The sequence below is a fragment of the Streptomyces sp. Root431 genome, assembly GCF_001426585.1.
GTDB classification, from domain to species: domain Bacteria; phylum Actinomycetota; class Actinomycetes; order Streptomycetales; family Streptomycetaceae; genus Streptomyces; species Streptomyces stackebrandtii.
In genome coordinates this window covers 95128-107811 of record NZ_LMEI01000013.1, presented here as the reverse complement: position 1 = coordinate 107811, position 12684 = coordinate 95128, and the positions used below count along the sequence as shown (strand labels likewise).

Annotated in this window: 11 protein-coding genes; 6 read left to right on the top strand and 5 right to left on the bottom strand. The window is 75.5% G+C overall.

What is annotated here, in order from left to right:
* Positions 1–4: 4 nt before the first annotated feature.
* Entirely contained in the window at positions 5–514 is a 510-nt protein-coding gene (locus ASC82_RS25940; protein ID WP_056652816.1) for a SigE family RNA polymerase sigma factor, read from the top strand.
* A 69-nt stretch (positions 515–583) separates the two neighbouring features.
* The gene (locus ASC82_RS25935) at positions 584–1897 is read left to right on the top strand and encodes a hypothetical protein (protein WP_056652814.1); all 1314 of its coding nucleotides are present in this window, start codon (positions 584–586) and stop codon (positions 1895–1897) included.
* A 105-nt stretch (positions 1898–2002) separates the two neighbouring features.
* Here the strand turns inward: ASC82_RS25935 and ASC82_RS25930 are convergent, their stop codons facing one another.
* A complete protein-coding gene (locus ASC82_RS25930) occupies positions 2003–3694 on the bottom strand; it encodes a bifunctional 3'-5' exonuclease/DNA polymerase (RefSeq protein WP_056652811.1) in 1692 nt (563 codons plus the stop codon).
* A gap of 56 nt (positions 3695–3750) precedes the next feature.
* A complete protein-coding gene (locus ASC82_RS25925; RefSeq protein ID WP_056652808.1) occupies positions 3751–4995 on the bottom strand; it encodes a LuxR C-terminal-related transcriptional regulator in 1245 nt (414 codons plus the stop codon).
* Positions 4996–5158: 163 nt separating this feature from the next.
* Here ASC82_RS25925 and ASC82_RS25920 point away from each other — a divergent pair, with 163 nt between their 5' ends.
* Together ASC82_RS25920 and ASC82_RS25915 are read left to right on the top strand one after the other, a co-directional pair.
* Complete coding sequence (locus ASC82_RS25920; protein ID WP_056654231.1) at positions 5159–6088, top strand: NADP-dependent oxidoreductase; 930 nt, start codon at positions 5159–5161, stop codon at positions 6086–6088.
* Positions 6089–6190: 102 nt separating this feature from the next.
* The gene (locus ASC82_RS25915) at positions 6191–6760 is read left to right on the top strand and encodes a GNAT family protein (RefSeq protein WP_056654227.1); all 570 of its coding nucleotides are present in this window, start codon (positions 6191–6193) and stop codon (positions 6758–6760) included.
* 175 nt (positions 6761–6935) lie between these two features.
* Here ASC82_RS25915 and ASC82_RS25910 read toward each other — a convergent pair whose 3' ends face one another.
* The 3 genes from ASC82_RS25910 to ASC82_RS25900 form a co-directional block, all read right to left on the bottom strand.
* Positions 6936–9065, bottom strand: coding sequence for an ABC transporter permease (locus ASC82_RS25910; RefSeq protein WP_056652805.1), 2130 nt, complete (start codon positions 9063–9065; stop codon positions 6936–6938).
* Positions 9059–9811: an ABC transporter ATP-binding protein gene (locus tag ASC82_RS25905; protein ID WP_056652803.1), complete on the bottom strand. Its 753-nt coding sequence runs from the start codon at positions 9809–9811 to the stop codon at positions 9059–9061. Before ASC82_RS25905 ends, ASC82_RS25910 begins: the two co-directional genes overlap by 7 nt.
* A 70-nt stretch (positions 9812–9881) precedes the next feature.
* Positions 9882–10772 carry an NAD(P)H-binding protein gene (locus tag ASC82_RS25900; RefSeq protein WP_056652800.1) on the bottom strand — a complete coding sequence of 297 codons (891 nt, stop codon included), beginning with the start codon at positions 10770–10772 and terminating at the stop codon, positions 9882–9884.
* Between the two features lie 82 nt (positions 10773–10854).
* On the opposite strand from ASC82_RS25900, the gene ASC82_RS25895 reads away from it, so the two are divergent.
* On the top strand, positions 10855–11265 hold the full coding sequence (locus tag ASC82_RS25895) for a helix-turn-helix domain-containing protein (protein ID WP_056652798.1): 411 nt from the start codon (positions 10855–10857) through the stop codon (positions 11263–11265).
* Entirely contained in the window at positions 11235–12380 is a 1146-nt protein-coding gene (locus ASC82_RS25890) for a DUF2786 domain-containing protein (protein WP_056652796.1), read from the top strand. The genes ASC82_RS25895 and ASC82_RS25890 overlap by 31 nt, the downstream gene beginning before the upstream one ends.
* The last annotated feature ends 304 nt before the right edge of the window (positions 12381–12684 follow it).

Genomic DNA, 12684 nt, shown 5'->3' with positions numbered 1-12684 from the left:
GGGCATGAGAAAGTCCCGCGCGGACGAGTTCCTGGAGTTCGCCTCCGCACGCACGGGGCACCTGTTCCGGTCCGCATGCCTGCTGACCAGCGGCGACACCCACCTCGCCGAGGACCTCACCCAGGAGACACTCGGCCGGATGTACGCCCTGTGGGGCCGCATGGCACGGATCGGCAACCCCGCCGCGTACGCCCAGACCGTGCTCGTCCGCACGTTCCTCAGCCACCAGAGGCGCCGCTCGGCCACCGAGCGCCCCCTCGGCGAGCTGCCCGACCGCGCCCCCGAGAACGGCGAGGACCCGGCACTCCGGATCGCGCTGCTCGACGCGCTGGCCGGACTCGCGCCCAAGGACCGGGCGGTCGTGGTGCTGCGGTACTGGGAGGACCGCAGCATCGAGGAGACCGCCGACGCCCTGAACGTCAGCTCCGCGGCGGTCCGCACCCGCTCCGTACGGGCGCTGGCCAAGCTGCGCTCACGGCTCGGCGGCAACATCGCCGAGTTTGCCGCGCGCTGACCCGCGGACCGCTGACCCGCTCCCATCCATCAGACTTCTCACCCACGAACCGGAAACGGTGGTTTCGGCATGCCTCAGAACGAAGGCTCCCCGCACGACGGCGCCCCGCACGAGGGCTTCGAGGAAGAGCTCGGCGCGGTCCTGCGCAGCACGGGCGAAGGCTTCTCCGTCGACGGCCGGCGCGAGCTCGTCGAAGGCGGACTCACCCGCGGCCGGCGCCGCGTGGTGCGCCGCCGCCTCGCGGTGACCGGCGGCGCCCTCGCGCTCGCCGCCGTCGGCATCGGCGGCGTGTACGGCGGCTCGCTGGTCGGCCCCACCGGGAAGGCGACGACCGCCGGTGTGGCGGCGGCCCCCAAGCCCAAGGCCCAGAACGAGACCGGCGCGGTCGACCCCGCGCTGCGGGGCGGCCAGGCACAGATCCCGGTCAAGGACATCGCGGCCGTCATCAAGGCCAACACCCCGGCCGGAGACTGGCAGTTCGACAACGTGGAGGCCAAGGGTCAGGCGGCCCTCGGGATCTACGACGACGGAGACGGCGAGGCCGCCGTCTCCGTCGGCCTCTACCGTGCGGGCGGCGGCGACGGCGAGGCCGGTGCGGGGCAGGTCGAGTGCCCGAGCAGGGTCCACGTCGACTACGACAGGTGCGCCACCGGCCGGCTGCCGGGCGGCGACCGGCTGATGGTCATCCAGGGGTACGTGTACCCCGACAAGCGCGAGGAGACCAAGAGCTGGCGGGCGGTCCTGCTCACCAAGGACGGCTTCCTGATCGACGCGAGCGAGTACAACGCCCCCGCCGAGAAGGGCGCCGCGATCAGCCGCGAGAACCCGCCCTTCACCGCCACCCAGCTGAAGGCCCTCGTCACGTCCGACGACTGGCGCCCGCTGCTGAAGAAGCTGCCCAAGGACCCGAAGTCGGCCGCCGTCCAGGGGGCGCCCCAGGCGCCCGCCGAGCCCGCCGGCGACGCCGTCCGGACGACCCTGCGCTCGCTTCTGCCCCAGGGCCTCACGGTCACCGACAAGGGCGGCGACGGCGAGTACGGCTTTGTCGTGGTCGACGACGGCAAGGGCAAGAGCCTCGTCGAGATCAACGTCCAGCCGGACATGTCGAACGTGGCCGGTGACCTCTTCGGCAGCGGCGACGTCACCGTCCTGCCCGACGGCCGCAAGGTCAAGGTCACCCAGGAGACCGCGGAGAAGGGCGGCTCCGGCGTCGTCTCGTGGACCGTCGACACCATCACGCCCGAGGGCTTCCGGGTCGTCGTCTTCACCCGGAACTCCGGCGGGTACCGCGAGGCCGCCACGCGCGCCGAGCCCGCGCTGACGGTGGCGCAGCTGAAGGAGATCGCGCTGAGCCTGAGGTGGCAGAAGCTGCCCACGAAGTAGCCCCGGGGCGGCAACCCCGGAGGACCGGCGGTACGGATGTGGGGACCCGTACCGCCGGTCCTGCTGTACGTCCCCGTACCGACGGTCCTGCTGTACACCCAGTCCCTACTTGGCGTCCGCGTACCGCTCCACCGTCGCCGTCGTGAACGGGAACCGCACCGGTGTCTCCCCGAAGGCGATCCGCCCCGCCTCGTCCCCCGCCGCGCTGATCGCGGCCGCGACCGCCTCCGCCTCCTCCGCCGGGCAGTGCACGATCACCTCGTCGTGCTGGAAGAAGACCAGCTCCGCCCGCATCCCCGCGAGGGCGCGCCGCAGCGCCGCCAGCATCAGCAGCGCCCAGTCGGCGGCGCTTCCCTGCACGACGAAGTTACGGGTGAACCGGCCCCGCGCCCGGGCGTTCCCCGAGGCGTACCCGGGGACGAACTCGCCTTCCTCCGCCACCGGTTCGCCGCCCTCCTGCGGCAGGCCCGCCTCGTCGTCGTCGCCCGCGCCGACCGCCTTCGGGCTGGTCCTGCCGAGCCAGGTCCGGACGAGCCGGCCCTCCTCGCCCGCCTTCGCCGCGTCGTCGACGTAGGCCACCGCGCGCGGGAAGCGGCGCCGCAGCGCCGCCAGGTTCTTCAGGCCGTCGCCGCTGGTCTGGCCGTAGATCGCGCCCAGGAGCGCGATCTTGGCGTGGTCGCGGTCGCCGGAGAAGGCCCGGTCGGAGAGGCGCGTGTACAGGTCGTCGGGGTGCCCCGCGACCTCCATCAGACCCGGGTCCCGGGAGATCGCGGCGAGCACGCGCGGCTCCATCTGGTCGGCGTCGGCGACGACGAGCCGCCAGCCCTCGTCGGCGACCACCGCCCGCCGGATCACCTTCGGGATCTGGAGCGCCCCGCCGCCGTTGGTCGTCCAGCGTCCGCTGACCGTGCCGCCGGGCAGGTACTCGGGCCGGAAGCGGCCGTCGCGCACCCAGTCGGCCAGCCACGACCAGCCGTGCGCGGTCCAGATCCGGTACAGCTTCTTGTACGCGATGAGCGGCTTCACCGCCGGGTGGTCGATCTCCTCCAGCTCCCAGCGGCGGGTGGACTTCAGCCGGATGCCGGCCTGCTGGAAGGCCTTCACGACGTCGGCGGGCAGGTCCGGCCGGACCCGGCGCCCGAAGGCCGCGGACACCTCGTCCGCGAGCTCGGCGAGGCGGCGCGGCTCGCCCCCGCCCGCGTACCTCTCGCCGAGCAGCTCGTGCAGCAGGTCCCGGTGGACGTCCGCCCGCCACGGCAGCCCGGCCCGGTGCATCTCGGCGGCGACGAGCATCCCCGCCGACTCGGCGGCCGTGAGCAGCCGCATCCTGCCCGGGTGCTCGGCCCGGTCGTGGCGGGCGAGCTGCTCCGCGTAGACCGCGAGGAGCCCGTCGAAGGGCACGGAGGCGACGGGCCGGGGCTCGAAGAGCGAGTCCTGCGAGCCGGGCTCGGCGGCACGCTGCGGCGGATCGGGCGGTACGGGAGCGTTCCGCAGGCGCGCCCAGGCCGCCGCCGCCGAGCGGGGCTCCCCGAGCCGTCCCTCGTGCCCGAGGAGGAGCTGCTCGGCGTCCTCCACGTCGTAGCACCGCTCGACCCGCACCCCGGCGGCGAGCAGCCGCGGATACACCTCGGCCGTCGACCGCCACACCCAGCGGGCCACCTCGGGCCGGGCGCGCACGGCCGCCACCAGGTCCGGCTCGCGCCGCACGTCCCCGGCGGGCAGCCCGTCCCGGCCGAGGGGCACGAGCAGCGCCCCGTCCCCCTCCGCCTCGGCGGCCAGCGCCCACCTCTCGGTCATGGGTGCGAGTCTGGCACCCGCCACTGACAGCGCCGGGTCACGACATCGCCCGGCCGCTACGCCGCCGCGTGGAAGAGCGCGGCGGCCTCGCCGCGCGAGTCGACGCCCAACTTGTTCAGGATGTTCGCCACGTGGAACTTCACCGTCGACTCGCTGATGTGCAGCTCCTCGGCGATCCGCCGGTTCCGGTGCCCGAGCGCCAGGTGCCGCAGCACCTCCACCTCCCGCTCGCCGAGCCCGGTCAGCGGGTGCGCGGCCTCGACCGGCGCCTCCGGGGTCGCCAGCGGCACCACCGCCGTGATCGTCGTGCCCCAGCCCGGCACCGCGTCCATGTCGAGCCGCCCGCCGAGCACGTCGAGACGGTCCCGGATGCTGCCCGCCCCCAGGTCGCACGGGGCCAGGGCGCCCGCCCCGTCGTCCCGCACCGAGGCCCGCAGCTCGTGCTCGGTCAGCTGCCAGCCGACGTGGACCCGGCGCACGGAGTCCTGCTCCAGGACGATCAGGAGCAGCGCGCGGACGATCGCCCGCGCGCTGTGCGCCACGTCCGCCGCGAGCGAGCGGTCCGAGTCGGGCGCGCCCAGGTCGAGCCGGACCGCGCTGTGCCGCAGCATCGGCCGCAGCTCGCCGGCGAGCCGCTCGAAGGCGTCCCGCGCGGGCTCCTCGGCGAGGTCCCGGTCCCGTCGCTGCTCGGCCCGCATCTCGATCAGCGCGGTGGCGGCCAGGTCGGTCGCGGTCGCCCGGGCCGTCGTGTCGTCGAGGGCCCGGCTGCGCAGCACCCCGAGGACCCCGGAGAGCGCCGCCGCGTGCGCGGTCGACAGCTCGGCGATGACCCGGGCGCGGGTGTCGGCCGCGGCGCGCGACCGGGCGAGCGCCCCCGGCATGGCCTCCGTGGCGAACCGGTCGAAGTGGCTGGTCACCAGGTTCCACAGGGCCTGTGCCACGGCCAGTTCGGCCGCGCCGGCCGGGGCGGCGCCGTCGTCCCGTACGAGCACGAGGACCGACCCGCGCCGGGTCGCGTCGCTCTTCACGGCGACGACCTCGCGCGCCCGGCCGCCGATCGTCGCGACGCCCTGCCAGGGGCTCCCGGGGACGCCCGCGAGGAGCAGCGGCGTCAGCTCGGCGGCGGTCAGCTGCTCCGTACCGCCGAGGGCCTTGAAGGGCGAGTGGGCGCAGTGGGTGGAGAGTTCGGCGGCGTCGGCGTGCGGGATCAGCGGCGCGAGGGCGGCCGAGACCTTGGGGAGGATCTCGCCGAGCGGCTGCCGGAGGATCTCGTACGCGGAGGTCAGGGTGAGCGCGTCCATGCGGTGAGCGTAATCGGGGGAGAGGTGGGGGCGGCCAGCCTTTCGGACAGGTGGGACTGGCCGTTGGGAGGGCGGGGAGAGGAGGGGGCGGGGCGCAGGCTGGAGCACGACGGAGCACGAGAGACGCGAACGAGCAGCGGTGGAGGCCGAGATGGCGACGACGATGGAAGCGATCGTGTACGAGGAGTTCGGCGGCCCCGAGGTGCTGCGCCACGAGACCGGCGCCGCCGTGCCGGAGCCCGGGCCCGGTGAGGTCCGGGTCAAGGTGGCGGCGGTGGGCGTCAACCCCGTGGACTGGAAGCGGCGTTACGGCTGGGTCGAGGCGTTCTACCCGACGACCTTCCCCGCCGTCCCGGGCCTGGAGTTCGCCGGCACCGTCGACGCGCTCGGCGAGGGCGTCACCGACCTGGCCGTCGGCGACGAGGTCCTCGGCTGGACGAAGACCGGCGCCTACGCCGAGTACGCCATCGCCGGCACCGTCGCTCCCAAGCCCCGCGGGCTCTCCTGGGAGGCCGCCGCGAGCCTGCCGGTGGCCGGGGAGACGGCCCAGCGGGTCCTGGACCTGATCGGGGTGCGGGCCGGCGAGACGCTCTTCCTGCACGGGGCGGCGGGCGTCGTCGGCTCGGTGGCCGTCCAGCTCGCCGTCGCGGCCGGGATCACGGTCGTCGGCAGCGCCTCGGAGTCCAACCACGCGTACCTGCGGGAGCTCGGCGCGATTCCGGTGGCGTACGGGGAGGGCCTGGCCGAGCGGGTCGCGGCGGCCGCGCCGGGCGGCGTCGACGCCGTCTTCGACGCGGCGGGGCACGGCGTGCTGCCGGTCGCGATCGAGCTCCTGGGCGGCGAGGGGACCGCCGACAAGGGGCGGATCGCGACGATCGCGGCGACGGACGCGGCGGAGTACGGGATCACCTTCTCGGGCGTCACGGGCGCCCCGGACGCCGTACGCGCCGCGCTCACGGCCCAGGCCCGGCAGGCCGTGGAGGGCACCCTCGCGGTCCGGCTCGCCGAGACGCTCCCCCTGAAGGAGGCGGCCCGCGCCCAGGAACTGAGCGAATCGGGCCACGTGCGGGGCAAGTTGATCCTGGTCCCGTAAGCCCGCCCACCCCGCCGGAATGTCGGTGGTGGCCGTCGGCGGCGGGTGAGAGGATCCCCCCGCTGTGAGGCCCTGACCCGACCGCGGAAGGCGACGACGATGATGTACGCGATACCCCTGGGGGACGACGGCGCGGAACTGCGGCCGCTCGAACCGTGGCAGGCCGACGAGTTCCTGGCGCACATGGACCGGGGGCGGGAGTTCATCGGCGCCCGCAACGGCCTCCCCGACGTCGTGACCGACCTGGAGTCGAGCCGGGCCTTCCTCCGCCTGTACGCGGAGAAGGTGGCCGCCGACACCGGCCGGATCTGCGGCATCTGGTCGGCGGAGGGGACGCTCGTCGGCGCCGTGATCCTCCGGAGCCTGGACGCCGCGAGGGGCAGGGCCGAGGCGGGATGCTGGCTGGAACCGGCGGGGGTCGGCAAGGGCCTGGTGACCCGGGCCGCGCGGGCGCTCGTCGACTGGGCGATCGAGGTACGGGGGATCCGCCGCGTGGAGTGGGTGGTCGCCTCCGGCAACGAGCCGAGCATCGCCGTCGCCCGGCGCCTCGGCATGACGCGGGACGGCGTCCTGCGGCAGAGCTACGCCTACCGGGGCGAGGTGCACGACGAGGAGGTCTGGTCGGTCCTCGCGCACGAGTGGCGGGCGGCGAAGCCGGGGGAGTCGGACTGACCGTACGTACGTGGGCGGAGTCGGGCTGACCGGCTGGCCGTACGTACGCGGGGGAGTCGGCTGACCGTACGCCCGCGGGCGCAGCCGGCCGGGCAGAGCCGGCCCCGGCGCATGCCTGGAGGGGCGGTGACCCGGCTCCGACCCTTGTCACCGCCCCGTGTCCCACCATCGCCGCTCAGCGCGTGAGGCGCCACGCGGGGAGGGCCGACGCGGCGACCGCGACCGCCGCGCAGACCGCCGCCGCGGCTCCGGCCGTGGCCCAGGGCAGGACCAGGGCCACCGGGGCCGACAGCGAGGCCAGGCCCGCCCCCAGGGTGCCGAGGACGGCCGCCGTCACGCCGAGGCCGAAGAGCGTCCCGATCGCCGTGGCGAGCGCGGCCTCGCCCGTGACCACCCGCAGGATCTGCGCCCGGGTGGCGCCGGCCAGCCGCAGCGAGGCCAGTTCCCCGCCGCGTACGGAGGTCGCCATGAGGAGCGTGTTGGCGAGGCCGATCACCGTGTAGACGAGGGCGATGCCCAGGACCAGGATCATGCCGAGCCGGGTCTGCGGACTGCTCGCCGGATGGGCGGACGCGGCCCACGCGTCGGCGGTCCTGACGGTCCCGCCGCTCGCCTCCAGGGCCCGCGCCGTGGCCGCGCCGCCGCCGCGCGCGTCGATCCGGTCGAGGGGGGCGCCCGGCGCGTTGGCCCGGGTGACGTACGGGCCGTTGTCGCCGGTCCCGAGCGCGAGGACGGCCACGACGCGGAGCCGTACGGGACCGCTCCCGTCCGCGCGCCAGATCTCGACGGTCTCGCCGACCCGGCGCCGCTCGAACTCCTCGTTGACGACGATCGACCGGTCGTCGAGGTCCCGCAGGTCGCCCGCGACGACGGGCAGCCGCGCGAGCTCCGCGAACGCCGCCGGGTCCGCGACCGCCCGCGCCCCGTACTTCACGACGGCCTCGGCCCCGTCCCGTACGAAGAGGGAGGTCGACGCGGTGGGGGAGACGACGGCTCCGTCCGGAGCGCCCGCCACCGGCCTCAAGTCCTCGCCGCTCACCACGTACTGAGCGGTCGTCTGCTCCCGCGCCTCGACGCCCCGCGTCTGCGTGACGCTCGCCGCCGACCCGAAGAGCGTCCCGGCGAGCGCCACGGTCACGAGGACGGGCGCGGCGACGGCGGCCGTACGGCGTACGGAGGCGGCGCTGTTCTCCCGTACGAGCGTCCCCACGGCACCGCGCAGCCGCAGCAGGCGCGCCACGGGCCGGACCAGGAGCGGGGACAGCAGGGCGACGCCGCCGATCAGGAGCATCGGGAGGGTCGTGTACGTCTTCCGCTTCAGCAGCTCCGACGGTTCGGTGACGCACGTCCAGACGAGCAGCCCGAGCCCCGTGAGGAGCAGTCCGGTGCCGAGCAGGGCCCGGCCGAGCGGCAGGACGTCGGTGTCGACGTCCGCCTCGCGCAGCGCGGCCGTCGGGCCGACCTTCCCGGCCCGGCGGGACGCGGCGACGGCTCCGGCGACGGCGACGGTCAGGCCCGTCCAGAAGGCGAGGTGGAAGGGCCAGGCGGCGTCGCCGACCGCGAACCACTCGGGGGCCAGGCCGCCGTCGACCAGCGCCCGGGCCAGCATCGGCGCACCGGCGGCGCCGAGCGCGCAGCCGGCGGCGGAGGCGAGCACGCCGAGCGCCGTCGCCTCGGCGAGGAGCATCCGGCGGACCTGGCCGGGGGTGGCTCCTGCGGTGCGGAGCAGGCCGAACTCGCGTCGCCGCAGGGCGACGGCGAAGGCGAAGGTGGAGGCGACGACGAAGACGGAGACGAAGGCGGTGACGCCGCCGGTGGTGCCGAGGAGGGCGTTGAGGCCGACGAGGGCCTGGGCGTCCCGCTCGGGGTCGGGGTCGGCGTTCCGCCGTTCGTCGCCGGTGAGGACGCGGGCGCGGTCGCCGACCAGGGCGCGGACCTCGGCGGCGGGGGCGTCGAGTCCGACGGCGTCGGGGCCGCCGGACGAGGGGCCGCCCGCCGTGCTGAGGGTCCAGCGGGCGCGGAGTTCGCGCAGGAGTTCTTTGTCCACAGGCTGTGGACGGTCGAGCCGCTGCGACACGGGGACGGTGTCGGGACCGCGCCGCACGTCGAGCGTCAGCCGGTCCTGCCCCTGGACGACGACGGGGGAGGAGGCGAACCGCTGGGGAGAACGCTCGGGCGCGTGAAAGGTCGCGGAGAGCCCGAGGCCCATGGTGACGAGCAGTCCGACGCCGAGGGCGAGGGCGAGGAACCCGCCGAGGAAGGAGGCCCAGCGGGTGCGGAGGCCGGAGAGGACGACGGTCAGCATGCGGAGCTCCCCACGAGGGTGGCCGACGCTTCGAGGCCCGCCATCCGGGCCGCGACCGACTCCACCGTGGGCGCGGCCAGTTCGCCCGCCAGGCGGCCGTCGACCAGGAACACCACCCGGTCCGCGCGGGCCGCCGCCACCGGGTCGTGGGTGACCATGACGATCGTCTGGCCGTCCTCGTCGACGAGCCGGCGCAGCATGGCGAGCACCTCGCGGCTCGTCGTCGAGTCCAGCGCGCCCGTCGGCTCGTCCCCGAAGAGGACGGCGGGCCGGGTGATCAACGCCCGGGCGATCGCGACCCGTTGCTGTTGCCCGCCGGACAGTTCGCCCGGCCGGTGCCGCTCCCGCCCGGCGAGCCCGACGCGCGCGAGGGCCTCCCGCACCTCCGTACGGGAGGGGCGGCGGCCGGCGAGGCGGAGCGGCAGGGCGACGTTCTGCGCGGCGGTGAGGCTGGGCAGCAGGTTGAAGGACTGGAAGACGAAGCCGATCCGGTCCCGCCGCAGCAGGGTCAGCCGCCGCTCGCTCAACCCCTCCAGGGCGGTCCCGCCGACCTCCACGCTCCCGGACGTGGGCCGGTCGAGCCCGGCGGCGCACTGGAGCAGCGTGGACTTGCCGGAGCCCGAGGGGCCCATGACGGCGGTGAAGGTGCCGGCGGCGAAGTCGAGGTCGACGCCGTCGAGGGCGCGGACGTCGCGGTGGTGGCGGGCGAGCCCCCGGAGCCGTACGGAAGGAGTGGTCGTGGTCATGGCTCAAGCGAACCGTTTCCGCCCCCGCCGATCACGACCACTGCCGGGCGTCCGGGGGGTAGTGCCAGGCCTACCCCTCCCGTACGGCCTTCACGAACACGTCCAGCGCGTCGAGGGGTTCGCGCCCGCCGAGCAGCGCGCGCAGGTCGCTCTCGACGCCCGTTCCGTCCAGGAAGCCGTGCGCGATCGCCGAGTACGTACTCGCCACCATCGGCACCTGGAAGGGCACGGCCCCGGAGGCGGCGACGGCCGTACGGGCGTCCGCGAGCGTGCCCGGGGCGTACGTCGCACCCAGGGCCTCCGCGAGCTCGGCGCCGCCGAGGGGGCGCTCGCCGACGAGCTCGTAGACGCGGTTGCGGTGGGCGGCCGGGTCCGTGGCGACGGCGACGGCGACGTCGGCGAGGTCCTCGCGGGCGACGGCGGCGAGCCGGCCCTCGCCGAGGGGGCCGGTGATGCGGTTCTCGGCGTCCGGGGCGGCGAGCCCGGCGAGGAGCTCCGCGTACAGGCCGTTGCGGAGGATCGTCCAGTCGAGCGTCGTGGACCGCTGGAGCCGCCGCTCTGTCCAGCGGTGGGCGAGGGCGTACGCGAGGTGGTCGCCGTCGCCGGAGAGGCTCGTGTAGACGACGTGCCGGACGCCGGCCCGCTCGGCGGCGGAGATCGCGGCGCCGTGGCGGGCGGCGACCGTGTCGTCCTCCCCGTACCCGGCGGAGACGAGGAGCAGGGTGTCGACCCCGGCGAAGGCCTCCGGCAGGGTCTCGGGCGCGTCGAAGTCGACGCGGCGGGTGCCGGGGAGTGCGGCGCGGGCCGCGCGGGAGGCCTCGGCGGTGCCGGCCGCGCGGGAGGCCTCGGCGGTGTCGGCGGTGTCGGCCGCGCGGGTGCCGAGGACGACGTCGGCGCGGCCGGCGAGGCGGGCGGCTACGAGAGAGCCGAGGGCGCCGGAGACGCCGGTGACGAGCAGCATGGTTTCCCCCTGGGATGGTGACGGCTGAGACCGCTGAGACCATCGTGCGGGGACGGTGAAGATCGCGGAAGGAGGCACATTGATGTCCGAAGGGCACACGGAGGTAACCACGGCGCCGGTCGCCGCACCGGTGGTGAGCTGCGCCGACGAGTGCGGGGTGCGGGACGTGCAGGACCGCCTCGGCGACAAGTGGACGGTGCACGTCGTCGTCGAACTGGCCCCGGGGCCAAGGCGGTTCCGGGAGCTCCAGCGGCTGGTCACCGGCGTCTCGCAGCGCATGCTGACCCTGACGCTGCGCCGCCTCGAACGCGACGGTCTCGTCTCGCGGACGGTGTACCCGACGACCCCGCCGCAGGTGGAGTACGCGCTGACCGAGACCGGCCGGAGCATGACCCACCTCATCAAGCAGCTGGTCGACTGGTCGCTCGATCACCGTGCGGTGATCGCCCGGTCGCGCGAGGAATGGGACACGAGGACGGCGAGGACGGCGTGAGCACCACCACCATCGACAAGGCCTTCGAGGCGCTGTACGCGAGCGACGACCACTCGCTCGACACGGCGGCGTCGCTGCTCGCCGCCGACCGCGGAGCGGACGCGGAACTGGCCCGGCGCGGCGAGGAGTTCGTCCGGACGCTGTGGACGAGGGGCTGGCAGCCGGCGGACCTGATCCGCACGGCCCGCCGCGAGCTCGCCGACGAGCACGTCCGCGCGCTCTCCGCGCTGATCAAGGCCGAGACGGCCGGTTACGAGCGGCTGCCCCACCGCTGGCAGGCGCAGCTCGACGAACTGGCCGACTCCACGGTCCGGCCGACGGACCGCTTCTCGTACGCGACGACCGTCCTGGAGCTGTACCGGATCCTGGTCCGGCTGCCGAGGCTCGACGCCGTCGGCCCGGTCCCGGGCGAGGCGCTGCCGCCGGCCGCCGCCGGAGAGCCCCGCATGCTCACCCGGATCCGCGCGCTGCTCGCGAAGGCGGAGGCGACCGGCTTCCCGGAGGAGGCGGAGGCGCTCACGGCGAAGGCCCAGGAGCTGATGGCGCGGCACAGCCTGGACGAGGCGACGCTCGCCGCGGGCGCGCCGTCGCCGGAGACGCCGGGCGCGATCCGGATCGGGGTGGAGCCACCGTACGAGCAGGCGAAGGCGATCCTGCTGGACGCGGTGGCGACGGCGAACCACTGCCGGGCGGTGTGGAACGAGGCGTACGGCTTCTCGACGGTCGTCGGCTTCGAGGCGGACCTCGATCCGGTGGAGCTGCTGTACACGTCGCTGCTCGTGCAGGGGACGGCGGCGATGACGCGGGCGGAGGCGGAGCAGCGGGCGGGCGGCCGCAAGCGCACGAAGTCGTTCCGCCAGTCCTTCCTCCTCGCCTACGCCAACCGCCTGGGCACCCGCCTCTCGGCGACGTCCCGCCGCGTCGCCGCCGAGACCCCGACGCTCCTCCCGGCCCTGGCGTCCCGCGACCTCGCGGTCACGAACCGCACCGACGAACTCTTCCCGGAGACCCGCTCGACCAGGGTCCGCGCGGCCTGGGACGAGGAGGGCTGGACCCACGGCGCCACAGCGGCCGACAAAGCCGGCCTCCACCCCAACCGCCGCCACCTGCCGTAACCCACCGGGGCCCACCGGGGCCCGCGCTGCCGGGGCTTGGCATCCGGCCCCGGCTTGGCCTTGGCCCCGGCTTGGCCCCGGCCTTGGCCCTGGCCCCGGCCTGGCCTTGGCCCTGGCCCTCGGCCCCGGCCCCGGCCCCGGGCCCGGCCTGGCCTTGGCCCTGGCCCTGGCCCCGGCCTTGGCCTTGGCCTGGCCCCGGCCTGGCCCTAGCCCCGGACCCGGCCCCGGCTTGGCCCTCGGCCCGGCCCCGGCTTGGCCCTCGGCCCCGGGCCCGGCCTGGCCCCGGGCCCGGCCTGGCTTTGGC